Annotated in this window: 16 protein-coding genes; 6 read left to right on the top strand and 10 right to left on the bottom strand. The window is 65.7% G+C overall.

All coding sequences use genetic code 11. The features are described 5' to 3' along the window. Positions 1–33 precede the first annotated feature (33 nt). Complete coding sequence (locus tag FW760_RS10080; RefSeq protein WP_043862613.1) at positions 34–984, bottom strand: LysR family transcriptional regulator; 951 nt, start codon at positions 982–984, stop codon at positions 34–36. Between the two features lie 103 nt (positions 985–1,087). Here FW760_RS10080 and FW760_RS10075 point away from each other — a divergent pair, with 103 nt between their 5' ends. The 4 genes from FW760_RS10075 to nhaA all read left to right on the top strand — a co-directional run bounded on the left by FW760_RS10075 (position 1,088) and on the right by nhaA (position 5,508). After that, positions 1,088–1,687, top strand: a complete 600-nt coding sequence (locus FW760_RS10075) for a short chain dehydrogenase (protein WP_043862614.1) — start codon at positions 1,088–1,090, stop codon at positions 1,685–1,687. 70 nt (positions 1,688–1,757) lie between these two features. Beyond that, the gene (locus tag FW760_RS10070) at positions 1,758–2,432 is read left to right on the top strand and encodes a COG3650 family protein (protein ID WP_043862615.1); all 675 of its coding nucleotides are present in this window, start codon (positions 1,758–1,760) and stop codon (positions 2,430–2,432) included. Positions 2,433–2,537: 105 nt separating this feature from the next. After that, positions 2,538–4,157 (top strand): NAD(P)/FAD-dependent oxidoreductase, encoded by a 1,620-nt coding sequence (locus tag FW760_RS10065; RefSeq protein WP_116052152.1) that lies wholly within the window; start codon positions 2,538–2,540, stop codon positions 4,155–4,157. Positions 4,158–4,326: 169 nt separating this feature from the next. Beyond that, positions 4,327–5,508, top strand: a complete 1,182-nt coding sequence (gene nhaA, locus FW760_RS10060; RefSeq protein ID WP_078480555.1) for a Na+/H+ antiporter NhaA — start codon at positions 4,327–4,329, stop codon at positions 5,506–5,508. Between the two features lie 91 nt (positions 5,509–5,599). On the opposite strand, the gene FW760_RS10055 is transcribed toward nhaA, so the two are convergent. Next, positions 5,600–6,064, bottom strand: coding sequence for a glycine zipper 2TM domain-containing protein (locus FW760_RS10055; protein ID WP_043862618.1), 465 nt, complete (start codon positions 6,062–6,064; stop codon positions 5,600–5,602). Between the two features lie 147 nt (positions 6,065–6,211). On the opposite strand from FW760_RS10055, the gene FW760_RS10050 reads away from it, so the two are divergent. Next, positions 6,212–6,448 (top strand): hypothetical protein, encoded by a 237-nt coding sequence (locus tag FW760_RS10050; protein ID WP_043862619.1) that lies wholly within the window; start codon positions 6,212–6,214, stop codon positions 6,446–6,448. Here FW760_RS10050 and pdxH read toward each other — a convergent pair. The 5 genes from pdxH to dinG form a co-directional block, all read right to left on the bottom strand. Further along, complete coding sequence (pdxH, locus tag FW760_RS10045; protein ID WP_116052153.1) at positions 6,445–7,092, bottom strand: pyridoxamine 5'-phosphate oxidase; 648 nt, start codon at positions 7,090–7,092, stop codon at positions 6,445–6,447. The two genes, FW760_RS10050 and pdxH, sit on opposite strands and share 4 nt — an antisense overlap. An 18-nt stretch (positions 7,093–7,110) precedes the next feature. Further along, a complete protein-coding gene (locus tag FW760_RS10040) occupies positions 7,111–8,088 on the bottom strand; it encodes an OmpA family protein (protein ID WP_446443769.1) in 978 nt (325 codons plus the stop codon). 98 nt (positions 8,089–8,186) lie between these two features. Beyond that, positions 8,187–9,332 (bottom strand): serine hydrolase domain-containing protein, encoded by a 1,146-nt coding sequence (locus tag FW760_RS10035; RefSeq protein ID WP_446443768.1) that lies wholly within the window; start codon positions 9,330–9,332, stop codon positions 8,187–8,189. A gap of 108 nt (positions 9,333–9,440) precedes the next feature. After that, complete coding sequence (locus tag FW760_RS10030) at positions 9,441–11,627, bottom strand: beta-galactosidase (RefSeq protein ID WP_446443767.1); 2,187 nt, start codon at positions 11,625–11,627, stop codon at positions 9,441–9,443. An 81-nt stretch (positions 11,628–11,708) separates the two neighbouring features. After that, the gene (gene dinG / locus FW760_RS10025; protein ID WP_043862624.1) at positions 11,709–13,853 is read right to left on the bottom strand and encodes an ATP-dependent DNA helicase DinG; all 2,145 of its coding nucleotides are present in this window, start codon (positions 13,851–13,853) and stop codon (positions 11,709–11,711) included. Between the two features lie 97 nt (positions 13,854–13,950). Here dinG and FW760_RS10020 point away from each other — a divergent pair, with 97 nt between their 5' ends. Next, complete coding sequence (locus FW760_RS10020; RefSeq protein WP_043862625.1) at positions 13,951–14,415, top strand: CopD family protein; 465 nt, start codon at positions 13,951–13,953, stop codon at positions 14,413–14,415. Between the two features lie 87 nt (positions 14,416–14,502). Here the strand turns inward: FW760_RS10020 and FW760_RS10015 are convergent, their stop codons facing one another. The 3 genes from FW760_RS10015 to FW760_RS10005 all read right to left on the bottom strand — a co-directional run bounded on the left by FW760_RS10015 (position 14,503) and on the right by FW760_RS10005 (position 16,354). Then, on the bottom strand, positions 14,503–15,261 hold the full coding sequence (locus tag FW760_RS10015) for a hypothetical protein (RefSeq protein WP_043862626.1): 759 nt from the start codon (positions 15,259–15,261) through the stop codon (positions 14,503–14,505). Beyond that, positions 15,254–15,529, bottom strand: a complete 276-nt coding sequence (locus tag FW760_RS10010) for a DUF1145 domain-containing protein (protein WP_116052156.1) — start codon at positions 15,527–15,529, stop codon at positions 15,254–15,256. The genes FW760_RS10015 and FW760_RS10010 overlap by 8 nt, the downstream gene beginning before the upstream one ends. Positions 15,530–15,640: 111 nt before the next feature. Continuing rightward, entirely contained in the window at positions 15,641–16,354 is a 714-nt protein-coding gene (locus FW760_RS10005) for an OmpA family protein (RefSeq protein ID WP_054914734.1), read from the bottom strand. Positions 16,355–16,366: the final 12 nt, after the last annotated feature.

Below are 16,366 nucleotides of genomic sequence, written 5' to 3'. Positions count from 1 at the left end.
ACCAGACGGCCCCTTCGCCGGCAACGCCGGCTCCTACAGTGCAGGAGCCGGCGTTGTCGGTGAAGGGGCCGGTACCGGCAACGCACCCAGCGCCTGGCTGCCACGCTTGAACCAGCGCACCAGGTAATCGGCCACCACCTGCACGCGTTTGGGCATCCCGCCCTGATACGGGTGCACCAGGAACAACGGCGTACTGCGTGTCTGGTAATCGCGCAGCAACCAGCACAAGCGCCCGTCCGCCAGCTCGGCATGCAACATGTAGGACGGCAGCCGCGCCACCCCCGCCCCCACCAGCACCGCCTTCTTCAACAGGCTGTAGTGATTGCTGGCAAAATTCCCCGCCACCTGCACCCGCAGCAATTCATGCTGCTGGTGGTACAGCCATTCCTCGCGTCCGCTGTAATGACTGTTGAGCAGGCAGCGATGCTCGGCCAGCGCCTGCGGCGTGGTCGGCGTGCCGTGGCGCTCCAGGTACGCCGGGCTGGCGCAGGTCAGCTCCTGCATGGCCAGCAGCGGCCGCGCCACCAGGCGCTCGTCATTGCCCGGGATCTGTCGGATGGCCAGGTCGAAGCCGTCGCGCAGAAGGTCGCGGTAGGCATTGTCCAGTTCCAGTTCGATCTGCAACTGCGGGTACTGGTTGCCCAGCTCCAGCAGCAGGCCTTCGAAGAAGGTTTCACCCAGCGACACCGGCACCGTCACCCGCACCGGGCCCGACAGGTCATCCTTGAGCCGCGACAGCGCCTGGCGCGCCTGGGTCACCTGGCGCACCAGCGCCTGGGCCTGGGGCAGCAGCGCTGCGCCCGCGGCGGTCAGGCTCAGGCGCCGCGTGGTGCGGTGCAGCAGCTTGACCGAATGGCTGCTCTCCAGCTGGCTGATGCGCTTGGACAACTGCCCCTTGCTCCAGCCCAGCTGCTCCGCGGCCAGGGTAAAACTGCCCGCATCCATCAACACCGCAAAGGCCGCCAGATCGTCCAGCTCGCTCATGGATTGTTTCCGCATGAAAACCAAAGGTTGCCTATTAGCAGGCTTATTCACGCAAAAATCCACCCTAGACTGAAACCTCACCCCACACACGAGGAACAGCCCCATGAAAATCATTCTGATCGGCGCCGGCGGTACCATCGGTTCGGCCGTGGCCCGTGAACTGGAACAGCGCCACGAGGTGATCCGGGTCGGTCGCAACAGCGGCGACCTGCAGGCCGATATCAGCGACAGTGCCTCGATTCGCCGCCTGTTCGAGCAGACCGGGCGCTTCGATGCCCTGGTGTGCGCCGCCGGCAACGTGGTGTTCGCGCCCCTGGACGAACTGGACGAACAGGGGTTTGCCCTGGGCCTGAACGACAAGCTGATGGGCCAGGTCAACCTGCTGCTGATCGGTCGCGAGTTCATCAATGACGGCGGCTCGTTCACCTTCACCACCGGCGTCACCAGCCACGACCCGATCCGTACCGGCACCTCGGCCAGCCTGGTCAACGGTGCCATCGACGCCTTCGTGCGCGCCGCCGCCATCGAGCTGCCACGCGGGCTGCGGGTCAACGCCATCAGTCCGACCGTGCTGCTCGAGGCCATGCCCGACTATGCCCCCTACTTTCGCGGCTTCAAGCCGGTACCGGCGGCCGACGTGGCGCTGGCCTACGCCAAGAGCGTGGAGGGGCTGCAGACCGGGCAGACCTATCACGTGGGCTAGGGCCTTGTGATTGCGCCCCAGGCTGCGTAACGTGACGGCACTTTTCTGGACCCGATGCTGGAGCCCCCCGATGCGTGCCGCCCCTTCGCTGCTGTTAGCCGCCCTGCTGCCCCTGTTCGCCGGTTGCCAGATGCTGGCAGACAAACCCGAGACGGTGTCCACCGTCGGCATGACTCGCCTGCAGGGCGAGCTGTCCGCCGCTGGCGGCCAGTTACTGTTCAAGCCGTGCGAGGAGAGCCGCCGCTTCGTGGTCCGCGACACCGGCAACACCGGCCTGCTGCAGGAAGCTTCGGCACTGGCGGCAACCCCCGGCACCCTGTTCGCCGACGTGCGCGGCAAGCTGGCCGGCAGCCAGCAGGCCGGCAACGATGGCCAGCTCGACGTGCAACAGCTGTACCGCGTCGAGCACTCCTCCAGCGCCTGCAGCGACCCGAACTTCAAGCGCCTGATCCTGCGCGCCAGCGGCCATGAGCCAGACTGGAACATCAAGGCCAGCGGCCAGGGCATGGTGCTCGACCGCCCAGGCCAGCCCTCGTTGGCGGTGCCGTACCTGGAAGAACAGATGCCCGACGGGCGCCTGTCACTGAGCACCGAAGCCAATGGCCAGCGCATCGACCTGTGGGTCGCCCCGCAGCGCTGCGTGGACATCGCCACCGGCGCGGTCAGCCACCTGAGCGCCGAACTGCGCATCGATGGCCAGACCCTGCGTGGCTGCGGCTACTACGGCGGCTCGCGCAACGACTGACCGGCCGCACGCGTTTAAGCTGCCTTAAGCGCCTGCGAACAGCTTATACTTGGCGGTTTGTGCAAAGCCGCCGGCCCTTTGATGGCCGGGATACTGGACCCTGTCATGCTACGAATCACTGAACTGAAGTTGCCGCTGGATCACCCGGACGAAGCCCTGCGCGAAGCCATCGTGCAGCGCCTGGGGATCAGCGACGACCAGCTGCTGGACTTCACGCTGTTCAAGCGCAGCTACGATGCGCGCAAGAAGAACACCGAACTGCTGTTCATCTACACCATCGACCTGACAGCCAGCAACGAAGCTGAGCTGCTGCAGAAGTTCGCCGACGATCACAACATCACCCCGGCTCCGGACGTCAGCTACAAGCCCGTCGGCCAGGCGCCGGCCGAGCTTGCCGAACGCCCGATCGTGGTCGGCTTCGGCCCGTGCGGGATCTTCGCCGGCCTGCTGCTGGCACAGATGGGCTTCAAGCCGATCATCCTCGAACGCGGCAAGGAGGTGCGCCAACGCACCAAGGACACCTGGGGCCTGTGGCGCAAGAGCGTGCTCAACCCCGAGTCCAACGTGCAGTTTGGCGAAGGCGGTGCCGGCACCTTCTCCGACGGCAAGCTGTACAGCCAGATCAAGGACCCGAAGCATCACGGCCGCAAGGTGCTGCACGAGTTCGTCAAGGCCGGTGCGCCGGACGAGATCCTGTACGTCAACAAGCCGCACATCGGTACCTTCCGCCTGACCGGCATGGTCGAGAACATGCGCCAGCAGATCGAAGCCATGGGCGGCGAGGTGCGTTTCGAGCAGAAGGTCACCGACCTGATCAGCGAGGGCGAGCAACTGACCGGCGTGGTACTCGAAAGTGGCGAACAGCTGCATTCGCGCCACGTGATCCTGGCCCTGGGGCACAGCGCCCGCGACACCTTCCGCATGCTGCATGCGCGGGGCGTGTTCATGGAAGCCAAGCCGTTCTCCATCGGCTTTCGCATCGAGCACCCGCAGACCCTGATCGACAAGGCCCGCCTGGGCAAGTATGCCGGACACCCGAAACTCGGCGCGGCCGACTACAAGCTGGTGTACCACGCTAAGAACGGACGTTCGGTATACAGCTTCTGCATGTGCCCGGGCGGCACGGTGGTAGCTGCCACCAGCGAACCGGGCCGCGTGGTGACCAACGGCATGAGCCAGTACTCGCGCAACGAGCGCAATGCCAACTCTGGCATCGTGGTCGGCATCACCCCCGAGCAGGACTACCCGGGCGGCCCGCTGGCCGGCATCGAACTGCAGGAACGTCTGGAGAGCCTGGCCTATGAGCTGGGTGGCAGCAACTACCAGGCACCGGCGCAACTGGTGGGCGACTTTGTCGCCGGCAAGCCATCCACCGCCCTGGGCGGCGTGGAACCCTCGTACAAGCCGGGCGTGAGCCTGGGCGACCTGGCGCTGAGCCTGCCGGCCTTCGCCATCGAGGCGATCCGTGAGGCACTGCCGGCGTTCGACCGCCAGATCAAGGGTTACAACCTGCCCGATGCGGTGTTGACCGGCATCGAGACGCGTACCTCCTCGCCGCTGCGCATCACCCGTGATGCCAGCCTGCAGAGCCTGAACCTGAAGGGGCTGTTCCCCGCCGGTGAGGGGGCTGGGTATGCAGGCGGGATTCTGTCGGCGGGCGTGGACGGAATTCGTGTGGCCGAGGCGGTGGCGCGCAGCATGCTGGGGCTGGACCTGGAAGCGTGAGGTAGGGCTTGCGGGCCGTTTCGCCGGCAAGATCGGCCCCTGCAGGGGTTGGCCTTGCTGGCGGAAAAGCCGCAATAGCATATAACAAAAAAGAATATAGTTTTTGTTCTAAAGCATATCCCCACAGGGTAGGGTGTTCCTCTTCGAATTTCAGGATGGAGGAGCACCCTTGCCTCTACGCAGCACATTCACGCGTTTCTTCCAGCTCGAATCAGCCAGCGGCCTGCTGCTGATTGCCGCGGCTGCCCTTGCGCTGATCATCAACAACTCCCCCCTCTCCTACCTCTACAACGGCCTGCTCGACGTGCCCGTGGTGGCCCAGGTGGGCGCGCTGCAAATCGCCAAGCCCCTGCTGCTGTGGATCAACGACGGCCTGATGGCACTGTTCTTTCTGCTCATCGGCCTGGAGGTCAAGCGCGAGATCATCGACGGCCACCTGTCCAGGCCCTCGCAAATCGTGCTGCCCGGCGCAGCCGCCATCGGCGGCATGGTGGTGCCGGCACTGATCTACTACTTCCTCAACAAGGACAACCCCGCCGCCGTGGCCGGCTGGGCGATCCCCACCGCCACCGATATCGCCTTCGCCCTCGGCGTGCTGGCCCTGCTCGGCAAGCGTGTACCGGTGTCGCTCAAGCTGTTCCTGATGACCCTGGCGATCATCGACGACCTGGGCGCGATCATCGTCATCGCCCTGTTCTACTCCGGCGCCCTGTCCAGCCTGTCGCTGATGCTGGCCGCCGCCTGCCTGGTAGCGCTGGTGGCGATGAACCGGATGGGGGTGGTCAAGCTGGGGCCGTACATGGTGATCGGGTTGATCCTGTGGGTGTGCGTACTCAAGAGCGGCGTGCATGCCACGCTGGCCGGTGTCACCCTGGCGCTGACCATCCCGCTGCGCACTCGCAACGCCGAGCCGTCGCCCCTGCTGGCGCTGGAGCACGCCCTTCACCCCTGGGTGGCGTTCGGTATCCTGCCTCTGTTCGCCTTCGCCAATGCCGGCGTGTCGCTGGCCGGCGTCACCGCCGAGAGCTTTACCCACCATGTGCCGATGGGCATCGCGGTCGGCCTGCTGCTGGGCAAGACCGTCGGGGTGTTCGGCCTGACGTGGCTGGCGATCAAGCTGGGCCTGGCCGCCCTGCCCAGTGGCGCCAACTGGGGCCAGGTGCTGGGGGTGGCGATCCTGTGCGGCATCGGCTTCACCATGAGCCTGTTCGTCGGCTCGCTGGCCTTCGTGCCGGGCAGCAGCGAGTACGCCGGCATGGACCGCATGGGCATTCTCACCGGTTCCATCCTGGCAGCGGTGATCGGCTACGCGGTAACCGCCATGGCTAGCCGCAAGGCCGTCGGCAGTTGATGCCGAACCGGCAATGAAAAACCCCGACCGGCGGTGCCGAGTCGGGGTTTTGTTTGCACGCCCTCATAGCCAGAGGGCTGCAGGACAAGGTTCAGTGAGAAACCCGGCTGGTGCCATCCACGGTCATGATGCGAACGCGCTCGCCCACCCGGAAGATTTCGTTCTGCTGAACCTGCTGGACATAGGCGCGCATGCTGCCATCGTCTTCACGCACGGTGATTTCCACACCCTGGGTGCGGGTCAGGCCTTCCTCGGCTGCAGAACCTGCCAGGCCGCCGGCTACCGCACCGATGACTGCCGCGACGATACTGCCACGACCGCCGCCTACCGCGCTGCCGGCCACGCCACCCACGATGGCACCGGCGCCGCCGCCGATCGGGGTCTTGGTGCCTTCGATCTTGACCGGACGCAGCGACTCGATGGTACCCATGCGCACTTGCTGCACGCGACGGGCTTCATCGCGGGAATAGGAATCGCCGGTCAGGTTGGAGGTACAGCCGCCAAGCAGCAGCGACATCGTGGTGAACGACGCCACCAACAAAACTGATTTACGCATAGGATCATCTCCAGAAGACAGGTAGTCATTAGACTCCGCGCGTTGACCACTGTCACGACACACGGTGTATAAAATTGCTTCCATTCAGCGTCGGTACAGGCACTTGATCCCCGCCATGACCCCAACACTCAACAGGCAAGGATAGACATGGATTACTTCATCATCGCCGTAACCACCCTGGCGGGTCTGTATTTTCACGGGTGGCTGTATGTACGCATCAAGCGCTGGATGGACCGCGACCTGGCCCTGTCGCTGGCCGGGGACGACGAGCACAAACGCGTCTTCATGCTACAACGTCTGGACAGCGCCAGGGCGCAAAAGGTCAAACGCAAGGAATTGGCGGCCTGGCTGGAACGCGCGGCCGCCGAATACCGCGCCGGTTAAGGGGCCAGGCGCTCGCGCAGCCACAGCCCCTGTTTGAGCCGGTAGTTGAGACGATCATGCAGGCGGCTCGGGCGGCCCTGCCAGAACTCGATGCGTTCCGGCAGCAGGCGGTAGCCACCCCAGTGCTCGGGGCAGTGCGGCTGGCTATCGCTGAAGCGCTGCTCGGTGGCCCTGACCAGATCCTGCAACTCTTCACGGTTGGCGATCACCCGGCTCTGCGGCGATGCCCAGGCGCCCAGGCGGCTACCCAGCGGGCGTACCTGGTAATACGCATCGGATTCCTGCGCCGTGACCTTCACCACCTTGCCTTCGATGCGCACCTGGCGTTCCAGGGTGGGCCAGAAGAAGGTCATGGCGGCGAACGGGTTGGCGCGCAGGTGATGGCCCTTGGCACTTTCGTAGTTGGTGAAGAAGGTGAAGCCCTGCTCATCCAGCCCCTTGAGCAGCAGGATACGGCAATGCGGACGCCCCTCGCCGTCCACCGTTGCCAACGTCATGGCGTTGGCTTCGACGGGCGGCTGCTCGGTCTTGACGGCATCCTCGAACCATTGGTGAAACAACGCGAACGGCTCTGCCGGCGCCTGGGTTTCGGTCAGGCCGTCGCGAGTGTAGTCGCGGCGCATATCGGCCAGGGTCTGGGTCATGCTGCGTTTCCTTGACGATCAGTTGGTCTTCGCAGGGCTGGTGCTGCTGGCAACGACTTTCTTCGCGGCCGGGGCAGCTTTCTTGGCGGCCGGCTTGGCAGCGGCTGCAGCCGGCTTCTTCTTGGCCACCGGCTTGGCGGCCGGGGCTTTTTTCGCAGTGGCTTTCGCCGCTGGTTTGGTGGCGGGCTTGGCAGCGGCCTTGACCGGTGCCTTGACGTCCTGCACGGCAACCAGTTCGGCCGGGCTAGGGGTCGGCTGCTGGTACTTGGCCACCAGCGCCAGCATGGTGTTCTGTGGCGTCAACAGCAGCTCGACGCGGCGGTTCAAGGCGCGGCCCTGCACACTGTCGTTGGCGGCGCGCGGCGCCACCGACCCCATGCCACGCAGCATCAGGCGATCACGCTGAAGGCCGCTGAGGCGGAAAATCGCCGATACCGACTGGGCGCGCTCCTGGCTCAGCTTCTGGTTGGCAGCAGCTGCGCCGCTGCTGTCGGCATGGCCGAGTACCAGCACGGCGGTCTTGGAGTCGGTCTCGATCACCTTGGCCACGCGCGTGATCGGGCCGAGGGTGGCCGGCAACAGCATGGCGGGGCGGTCAGGGTTGTACGAAGAGTCGACCGGCACGGTCACCACCAGCACGTCTTCGCGGCGCTCGAGCTCGAACTTGCTGTCCTTGATCGCTTCGCGCAGCTTGGGCTCGTAGTCGTCGAGCCAGGCCTGGGTGGCCTTGACGTCGATCTTGGGTACCGTCTGGGCCTGGCTCTGGGCCTTGTCGCTGTTTCCGAACGGCCACCACCAGCGGCTGCTGCTTTCAGACTTGGCATCAGCCTGGGCAACCTTCTCGGTGACCACATCCTTCACGTCCTTTTCGGCCACCTTGTCGGAGCCGAAGGGCCACCAGCCATGGCCGCCATCGGCCGAGCCGTTCTGAGGGTGCTGTGCGCAACCGGTCACGGCCAGGCACAGGGCGAGAGCTAAGGTTTTATGTGAAGACATCAGCGATACACCATGAAAATGAAAGAAATTTGACCCGACAGCGCAGGCTGTTGGAATCCAGAATAGACAATGGGTTCCGGTTGCAGGGACTTACCCGATCAAAGGCAGCCGGCCAGCACCCGAACCAGTTTCTGTGCCCGCGGGTCCATCAGGACATACGGGCCCAGGGTATTGGTGACAAAGCCAAAGGCCACGTCGTGCTCCGGATCGGCAAAACCGACCGAGCCGCCGGCCCCCGGGTGCCCGAAAGCCTTGGCGCCCAGCCCGAACGTGGCGTTGGGCACCTGTGGCTGATCAAGCATGCAGCCCAGGCCGAAGCGGGTCTGGGTCAGCAGGGTCTTGTCCTGGCCCAGGCTGTGTTCGCGGGTCAGTTCGTCGAGCAGTTCCGATTCCAGCAGGCTGCCGTCAAGCAGCCCGGCATAGAACCCGGCCAGGCTGCGTGCGTTGCCGTGGCCGTTGGCCGCCGGTTGCTGCATGCGTCGCCACTCAGGCTTGTTGGTACTGGTCAGGATGGCTGGCGGGTTGGTGAAGGCGCGGGTGGACAACGCCTCGGGCTCACGCATGGTCACCTGCAGCAGCCGCTTGGCTGCCTCGTCACCCGGGTTGCCTTTGCCCCGGGCGATGTGCGCGACACGGTAGAACTCTTCATCGTCCAGTCCCACATGGAAATCCAGCCCCAGGGGCCTGGCGGTGCGCGCCACGATCGACTCGCCCGGGCCGCGGCCGTCGGCGCGGCGAATCAGCTCGCCCAGCAGCCAGCCGTAGGTGATCGCGGCGTAGCCGTGGGCGGTGCCGGGGGTCCACCAGGGGGCTTCGGCGGCCAGGGTGTCGACCATGGTCTGCCAGTCGTACAGGGCTTCGGCGGGCAGCAACTGGCGGATCGCCGGCAGGCCGGCCTGGTGGCACAGCAGTTGGCGCAGGGTTACCGAGCTCTTGCCGGCCTGGGCAAATTCTGGCCAGTAGCGAGCGACCGGTGCATCCAGCGCCAGCTTGCCTTCGGCCACCAGTTGCAGGGCGGTGACGGCGGTGAAGGTTTTTGTGCAGGAGAACAGGTTGGCGATGGTATCGCTGTGCCAGGCTTGCTGGCCGTCCTTGTCGGCGGTGCCGGCCCACAGGTCGAGGACCGTTTCGCCACCGACCTGGATGCACAGTGCGGCGCCGCGTTCCTGGGGATCATCGAAAAGTGCTGCGAAGGCTTCGCGTACCGCCTCGAACTGGAGTTCGTAATGACCTTGAATCTGCACCCGTAATTACCCCGCCGTACTGCGCCACAAAATGGCTGGCATTGTTCCAGCACTGGAGGTTTTTGGGAACACCGCAAAGCCAGGCGGTCCCCTTGCGCTCTCAGGCGCTTACCGTGCCGGCATCACCAGCGGCTTGTTCAGTTGCTCCACCACCCCAAGATTGCTCTTGCGCACACTCTCCACAAACCCCTGAAACGGCACGTCGGTAATCCCCACCAAGCCGAAATGCCCATTCTCGCCATCGAGCAAACGCCCGCTGGCCGGCTGATCCAGGTACTGGAACCAGTGCACTCCCACAATCGAAGGCTCCTTCAAGGCCGCCTTGACGAAGTTCGCATAGGCCGGCCCACGGTCCTCCTCACGCGCCACTTCCATCGGCCCCGGCCCGAACGGCCCACGATCACGCGAGCCAAACTGGAACTCCGACACCAGCACCGGCTTGTCCAGCGCATTGAGCTGGGCAAAGTCGTAGCCATCCTGCGGCGTGGGTGCATACACATTGAAGCTCACCACATCACAGTACTTGGCACACGCCGCCACCGCTTCAGGCGTACTGACCGCAAACCGCCCACCCAGCAGCAGGTGATTGGGCGCATGCCATTTCAGCGAGTCGGAGATGGTCTTGAAGTAGGTCTCGGCAAACACCCGCTGGAAATACTTGAAGTCGGCCTCGATTTCCGGGTGCGCGGGGTCGGGCAGCGGCGGCTCGAAACCCGGGTCCTCCATCAGTTCCCACGTCGTCAGTTCGATGCCCCACGCCTTGGACAGGCCTTCCTGGTTGCGGTACTTGTCGCGCAGCTGCTTGAGAAAGGCACGCTTGGCCGGCGAGTCGGTGGTCAGGCGCAAGGTGCCGTAGGCCAGCGCATAACGCTGCTTCGGTTCATTACCCGGCACCGCCCAGGCCAGCTCGTTGTCGGCGAAATAGCCAATCAGCCACGGATCGTCGCGATGGTCGCGCGCGGCAATCGCCACAGCACGTTCGGTGGCCATGGCAAAGCGCGGGTCGAACGGGTCGGGCATCGCACCCCACCAGTCCACCCCCGTGCTGATGCTGGTGTAGTCGCCGCCGATGGACAACGGCAGGGTGTAGGCCAGGCGTTCGCTCTGCAGGCCGTTGTCGCTCCAGTTGCCCAGGGTGTTGAAACCCCAGGCCTGCAGGCGATCCAGGCTCTGGCCCTGCCAGCGCGCCTGGTCGAACGTCGGCGTGGCGTGGCCACGGCCCAGGTTGGCGGCGTAGAAGTCGAACCAGCGCCCCTTGCCAAAACCGCGCCCCTGGGAAGAACCGTTGCCGTCCAGGTTGTCGCCCTGGCCGTAGTACTGCGCCAGCGGGGTCTGCGCCTCGGGCAAGGCGGTGAACATCGACTCGCGCCCTTCCACGTAGGTGCGACCGCCATCGGCCGCCACGGCATTGACCCCCAGCGAGTAGAACGGATGCCCCAGCGGCGTGACCAGAAACCAGCGACCCTCACGCTTTTCGGTGCGAAAGAACCCCTTGGCCTCGAATGCCTCAGCGCCAAGCAGGCCGCCGAACGTGTCCAGCTTGAGCTTGCTGCGCTCGTCCAGCCAGCCCTTGAGCTGCTGCTGCTCGCGCTGGGCAGCCGCCTTGAGCTGGTCGTCACTGCTGATCTTTTCGGGCCAGCGACCACGGGTGGACTGCCCATAACCGTCGATGAGGCCGGTATAGGCGGCCTTTTGCAGCACGTCGTCGTCCTGCACGCCAAAGCGCTCGATCAGCAGGCTCTGCGCCACCTTGGGCCTGGGCATCGACAGCGTGACCGATACCACCTGCTTGAGGTCGGCCTTGCCCTCGCTGCTGGTCAGCAGCACCCGCTGGCCCTTATGACGGAACGGCATCGGCGGGCCGACACGCATGCCCTGGGTCAGCGGCGAGCTGGCGGTCAGCGGTACCATCACGGTCTGTGCCGGGCCGGCCGGCAGGTCGATGCGGCTGGTGAGGGTACTGCCGTCGCTGCTGAGCACCGTCACGTCGACGCTCAGCGCCCAGTCCATGGCGCTCTGCATGCGCAAGGTCAGCGCGGTAGCGCCCGTCCAGTCCCACACCCCGGTCTGCGGGCTAAGGCGCAGGCTCGGGCGCTCCACGGGGTTGAACACCACGCGCCGCAATACCTCGCCCTCGGCTGTCTGCTCCGCGTTGTACTGCGGCAGGCTGGCATCTTCGGTCACCACATTGACCACCGCGGCCGGGCGAACGAAGTTGAACAGCGTCTGTTGCCCGGCCAGCAGCGGCGAGCTGAACAACAGTGCAATCACGGCAGGCAGGGTACGGCGCAACATAGGGCTGGAGTTCTCCTTGATGGCCCTTGCGGGCCTTGATCTGTGCAATAGACAACGGGGCACTGCAAAGCGCTGTGCCGCTCAGGAAATTTCCCGGCGAAACGGCGGCAGCGCATTGAGGATAGCCTTGCCGTAGCGCTGGGTGACCACGCGCCGGTCAAGCAGGGTGATGGTGCCGCGGTCCTGTTCGGTACGCAGCAGGCGCCCGCAGGCCTGGATCAGGCGCAGCGAGGCATCCGGCACGGCGATCTCCATGAACGGGTTGCCGCCACGGGCCTCGATCCACTCGGCCAGGGCCGCCTCGACCGGGTCGTCCGGCACCGCGAAGGGAATCTTGGCGATGACCACGTGCTCGCAATACGCACCCGGCAGGTCGACCCCTTCGGCAAAGCTGGCCAGGCCGAACAGCACGCTGGAGTCACCGCCGTCGACGCGCGCCTTGTGCTTGTTGAGGGTTTCCTGCTTGGACAGGTTGCCCTGGATGAACACCTGCTTGCGCCAGTCGCGGTCCAGGCCGTCGAACACGTCCTGCATCTGCTTGCGCGACGAGAACAGCACCAGCGAGCCACGCGAGCCTTCCACCAGCTCGGGCAGGTCGCGGATGATCGCGGCGGTATGCGCCGGAGCATCGCGCGGGTCGGCGCGCAGGTCCGGCACGCGCAGCACGCCCGCATCCACGTGGTGGAACGGGCTGGGCACCACCGCCGTGACGGCCAGCTTGGGCAGCCCGGCGCGCATGCGAAAGCGATCGAACTTGCCCAGCGCGGTCAGGGTGGCCGAGGTCACCAGGGCGCCATGGGCGACGTTCCACAGGTTGCGGCGCAGCATCTCGGCCGCCAGGATCGGGCTGGCGTTGACCTCGATATCGAACAGCGCACCGCTTTCGGCCAGGGTCAGCCAGCGCGCCATCGGCGGGCTGTCTTCCGGGTCTTCGGCGGTAAAGGCGGTCCACAGCTCCCAGTTGCCCTGGGCACGGGTCTGCAGGCTGCCGAACAACGGGTACCACTCCTCGGCCTGGTGGCTGGGGATGCCGATGCTGACTTCGGCGTCCATACCTTCCTTGAGCAGGTCGGTGAGTCGGGTGAACAGGTCGGTCAGGCGCGAAAAGCCCTTTTTCAGTTCGATGCCCATCTCGCGCATGTGCTCGGGCACCACGCCGCCGACGAAGCGATAGCGCGGGCGTTCGCGACCTTCCATGTCTTCGCCCGGGCGAAACTCCGCCACCTGCTCGCAGGCGCTGAACATGAACTGCTGCTGGGCCTTGATCTCGCGGGCCAGTTCCGGCACCTGCTCGATGTACTTGCCCAGGTCGCCCGGCAACGGGTTCTGCGCCAGCAGCTTGGCCAGGTTCTTGGCGGTCTGCTCGAGCCAGTCGGCGGTCGAGCGCAGGCGGGTGTAATGGGCGAAATGGCCGATGGCCTTGTCGGGCAGGTGATGGCCTTCATCGAACACATAGATGGTGTCGCGCGGGTCGGGCAGCACGGCGCCGCCGCCCAGGGCCAGGTCGGCCAGCACCATGTCGTGGTTGGTGACGATCACGTCGACCTTGCCCATGCCCTCGCGGGCCTTGTAGAAGGTGCACTGCCCGAAGTTGGGGCAGTGGCGGCCGGTGCACTGGCTGTGGTCGGTGGTCAGGCGCGACCAGTCCTGGTCTTCCAGGGCCTGTGGCCAGCTGTCGCGGTCGCCGTCCCATTTGTTGCCGGCCAGCTTCTCGATCATGCTGGTGAACAGCTTCTGACTGGCCTCGTCCACCTCGATGCGAAAGCCCTCCTCCTCGAACAGCTGCGCGGTGGCGGTCTGGGCGTGGCCTTCCTGCAGCAGCAGGTCGAGCTTGGACAGGCACAGGTAGCGACCACGCCCCTTGGCCAGGGCGAAGCTGAAGTTCAGGCCGCTGTTGCGCATCAGGTCCGGCAGGTCCTTGAACACGATCTGTTCCTGCAGGGCCACGGTGGCGGTGGCGATCACCAGGCGCTTGCCAGCAGCCTTGGCCGCGGGAATCGAGGCCAGGCTGTAGGCCACCGTCTTGCCGGTACCGGTGCCGGCCTCGACCGCGACCACGGCGGGCTCGCCGCTGCGGCGGCCTTCGTCGTCCACGGCGATGTCGCCCAGCACCTTGGCCACTTCGGCGATCATCAGACGCTGGCCGTAGCGGGGCTTGAGGCTCTTGGCTTCGAGAAAACGCGAATAGGCGCCCTGAATCTGGGATTTGAGTTCGTTGCTGATCATGGTGTCGGGGCGCCCGGAGGGCTGGATAAATTTTCAGTGTTTCGAATGGGTCGCTATCATACCCCGCTATTGCCCCTTGCGCCGAATGGAGTTCCCGATGACCGCCTTTGCCATCCCCTACAGCCTGCATTTGCTGGCCGCCCTGATCTGGGTGGGCGGCATGTTCTTCGCCTGGCTGATCCTGCGCCCGGCCATGGTGGCCGCGCTTGACGGCCCTTCACGGCTGACGCTGTGGGTAGAAGTGTTTCAACGTTTTTTCGTGTGGGTCTGGGTGGCGGTCGCGGTGCTGGCGATCACCGGCGTTGGCATGATGCACATGCGCTTCTCGGGGTTCGAGACTGCGCCACGTTATGTGCAGGTGATGATTGGCGCAGGGATTGCGATGTTTGCGCTGTTTCTGAGAATCCAGGCGCTGCTGCTGCCAGAGTTGCGCAAGGCGGTGAAGGCGCAGGACTGGCCCGCCGGGGCCGCAGTGCTCGGGCGCATTCGGCGCCTGGTGGGGATCAATCTGCTGCTGGGTATTGCGGTGGTGCTGGTGGCATCGAGCCGGCTGCTGGTGTGAGGTGACCGCTTCGCCAGCAAGGCGGGCTCCTGCAAAGGCCACGTTTGCCTGCAGGAGCCGACCTGGCCGGCGAAGCGGCCCTGAAGATCAGAGGCGCTGAAGAATCAGCTCCCCGTCAGCCCCGGCCGCCCCCGGTTGCCCGGGCTGCCCGGGTCTTCCCGTCGCCCCTGCATCGGTGCGGTACACCAGGCAACCCTTGCTGGCCCCGCCTGCGCCCGGCTTGCCCGGCGCACCTGCCAGCCCCGGCGCACCGCCGTCGAGCCTGACCTTGATCTGCTCGGCCGGGAAGCTGGCCGGCAGTGCCAGGCGCACCCGGCCTCCGGGCGCCCCGTCATGGCCATCGCCACCGTTGTCGCCATTGGCGCCACGGCTGGCCTGGCCCCAGGTGCAACCACCCGCCTTGCCGTTGCCACCATCGAGCCCCACATACCCCGGTGCCCCCGCGCCGCCACGGGCGTCGATGGCCAGTTCTGAAGCCTCCAGCGCCTGAATGCGCAAGCTCAGGTCACGTCCGGGCCTGGCGACCCGCTCATAGGTACCCGGCGCACCGTGGGCAGCAATCTCACTGCCCTGGCCCAACTGCGCCTGGGCCACTTCCATGCTCAGCGCATGCTCGGCCGGCACGATGGCAATGCGCGCCTGGTTGCCCAGGTGCAGCTCATCCACCTTCAATTCCACCAGGCTCGCCGGCAGCACCAGGGTGGCCGAATCCGCCACCTCCAGGCGCTGCAGGTGCACCACGCTGGCCTTGTTCGGCAGGCGCAGCACCGAGTGCGCCGCCACGCTGATCGCATCGGCCAGGGCCAACGGGCTGAACAGTGCTGCCAACAACACGACCTTACGCATGACCAGCCTCCTGGCGCGGGGCCGGTATCGATTGGATATGAAAGATGCCGACCAGCAGAATCTGCAAACGGTCGAACCAGCGATGGCTGCGCTCACGCAACCGTCCGTTGAACATCAGCACCTCGAGCACGTGCAGCACCAGCAGCACGGCCCCCGCGAGGTTGATCAGCTGGTGGAACGGCTTGTCTGCCGGCATCAGCAGATTCACCAGTACCACCCACCAGAACACTACCGTCAGGGCCTTGCCCAGCCCCCACAACGCCTTCATACCCGCGCCCCTTGTTGTTGCGTTTTCTTGTTTGGCGGCCCGCTTACGCGACACAGGCACTGCACGCCACATTACCGGCTGGCACCCTCCGGATGCCAGCCCCGCTGTCGATCAATTGAGGTGCAATTCGACCCGGCGATTCTGCGCGCGGCCCGCATCGGTTTCGTTGTCGGCAATCGGCTCGCGCTCGCCACGCCCCTGGCTGGTGATTTTCTGCGGTGCCAGGCCCTGGCTGATCAGGTATTCGGCCACGCTGCTGGCACGCCGCTCGGACAACGCCTGGTTGTAGGCATCGCTGCCACGGCTGTCGGTGTGTCCGATCACCTTGATGCTGGCCACGCTCGGGTCATTGAGCTTGCCGGTCAGGGTACGCAACTGCTGCTGGGCGGCCGGGGTGAGTTCGGCCGAGTCGTAGGCGAACATCACGCTGCCCTGGTCGTTGAGGGTGATCACCTCGGGCTCAGGCGCCGGGGCCTTCTCGCTCGGCGGGTATTGGGGCAACGGGCAACCGTTGTGACTCACCGGGGTGTTGGGCGGGGTATCGGGGCACCGGTCGCGGCGGTCGAACACGCCATCGCCGTCCTCGTCACCGTCCTGGGCAAAGCAGATCAGGCCACCGGCGATGGCACCCAGCGCCGCGCCGCCACCGGCCCAGGCAGAGCTTTCGATGGCGCCCAGGCCGCCACCCACGGCGCCGCCCAGCAGGCTGCATAGGGGCCAGGTTCGTTGGTTCAACGGGGCGCTGCCATCGCTGTGGGTGGCGCAACCGGACAGCAGGCTGGCGACCACGAGCACGGGCAGCGCAGCCTTGGTGATTACATTCATGGGGAATGCTCC

The sequence above is a fragment of the Pseudomonas sp. 1176_21 genome, assembly GCF_052850635.1.
The sequence above is the reverse complement of the archived record's forward strand: the minus strand, read 5'-3'. Positions and strand labels throughout refer to the sequence as shown.

Excerpts from the sequence above, each read along its gene's own strand:
- FW760_RS10040 (WP_446443769.1), bottom strand. The coding sequence starts at position 8,088 with ATGTCTTCACATAAAACCTTAGCTCTCGCCCTGTGCCTGGCCGTGACC.
- FW760_RS10065 (WP_116052152.1), top strand. The coding sequence starts at position 2,538 with ATGCTACGAATCACTGAACTGAAGTTGCCGCTGGATCACCCGGACGAA.
- FW760_RS10080 (WP_043862613.1), bottom strand. The coding sequence starts at position 984 with ATGAGCGAGCTGGACGATCTGGCGGCCTTTGCGGTGTTGATGGATGCG.
- FW760_RS10055 (WP_043862618.1), bottom strand. The coding sequence starts at position 6,064 with ATGCGTAAATCAGTTTTGTTGGTGGCGTCGTTCACCACGATGTCGCTG.
- FW760_RS10050 (WP_043862619.1), top strand. The coding sequence starts at position 6,212 with ATGGATTACTTCATCATCGCCGTAACCACCCTGGCGGGTCTGTATTTT.
- pdxH (WP_116052153.1), bottom strand. The coding sequence starts at position 7,092 with ATGACCCAGACCCTGGCCGATATGCGCCGCGACTACACTCGCGACGGC.
- FW760_RS10030 (WP_446443767.1), bottom strand. The coding sequence starts at position 11,627 with ATGTTGCGCCGTACCCTGCCTGCCGTGATTGCACTGTTGTTCAGCTCG.
- dinG (WP_043862624.1), bottom strand. The coding sequence starts at position 13,853 with ATGATCAGCAACGAACTCAAATCCCAGATTCAGGGCGCCTATTCGCGT.
- FW760_RS10010 (WP_116052156.1), bottom strand. The coding sequence starts at position 15,529 with ATGAAGGCGTTGTGGGGGCTGGGCAAGGCCCTGACGGTAGTGTTCTGG.
- FW760_RS10020 (WP_043862625.1), top strand. The coding sequence starts at position 13,951 with ATGACCGCCTTTGCCATCCCCTACAGCCTGCATTTGCTGGCCGCCCTG.
- FW760_RS10015 (WP_043862626.1), bottom strand. The coding sequence starts at position 15,261 with ATGCGTAAGGTCGTGTTGTTGGCAGCACTGTTCAGCCCGTTGGCCCTG.
- FW760_RS10005 (WP_054914734.1), bottom strand. The coding sequence starts at position 16,354 with ATGAATGTAATCACCAAGGCTGCGCTGCCCGTGCTCGTGGTCGCCAGC.
- FW760_RS10070 (WP_043862615.1), top strand. The coding sequence starts at position 1,758 with ATGCGTGCCGCCCCTTCGCTGCTGTTAGCCGCCCTGCTGCCCCTGTTC.
- FW760_RS10075 (WP_043862614.1), top strand. The coding sequence starts at position 1,088 with ATGAAAATCATTCTGATCGGCGCCGGCGGTACCATCGGTTCGGCCGTG.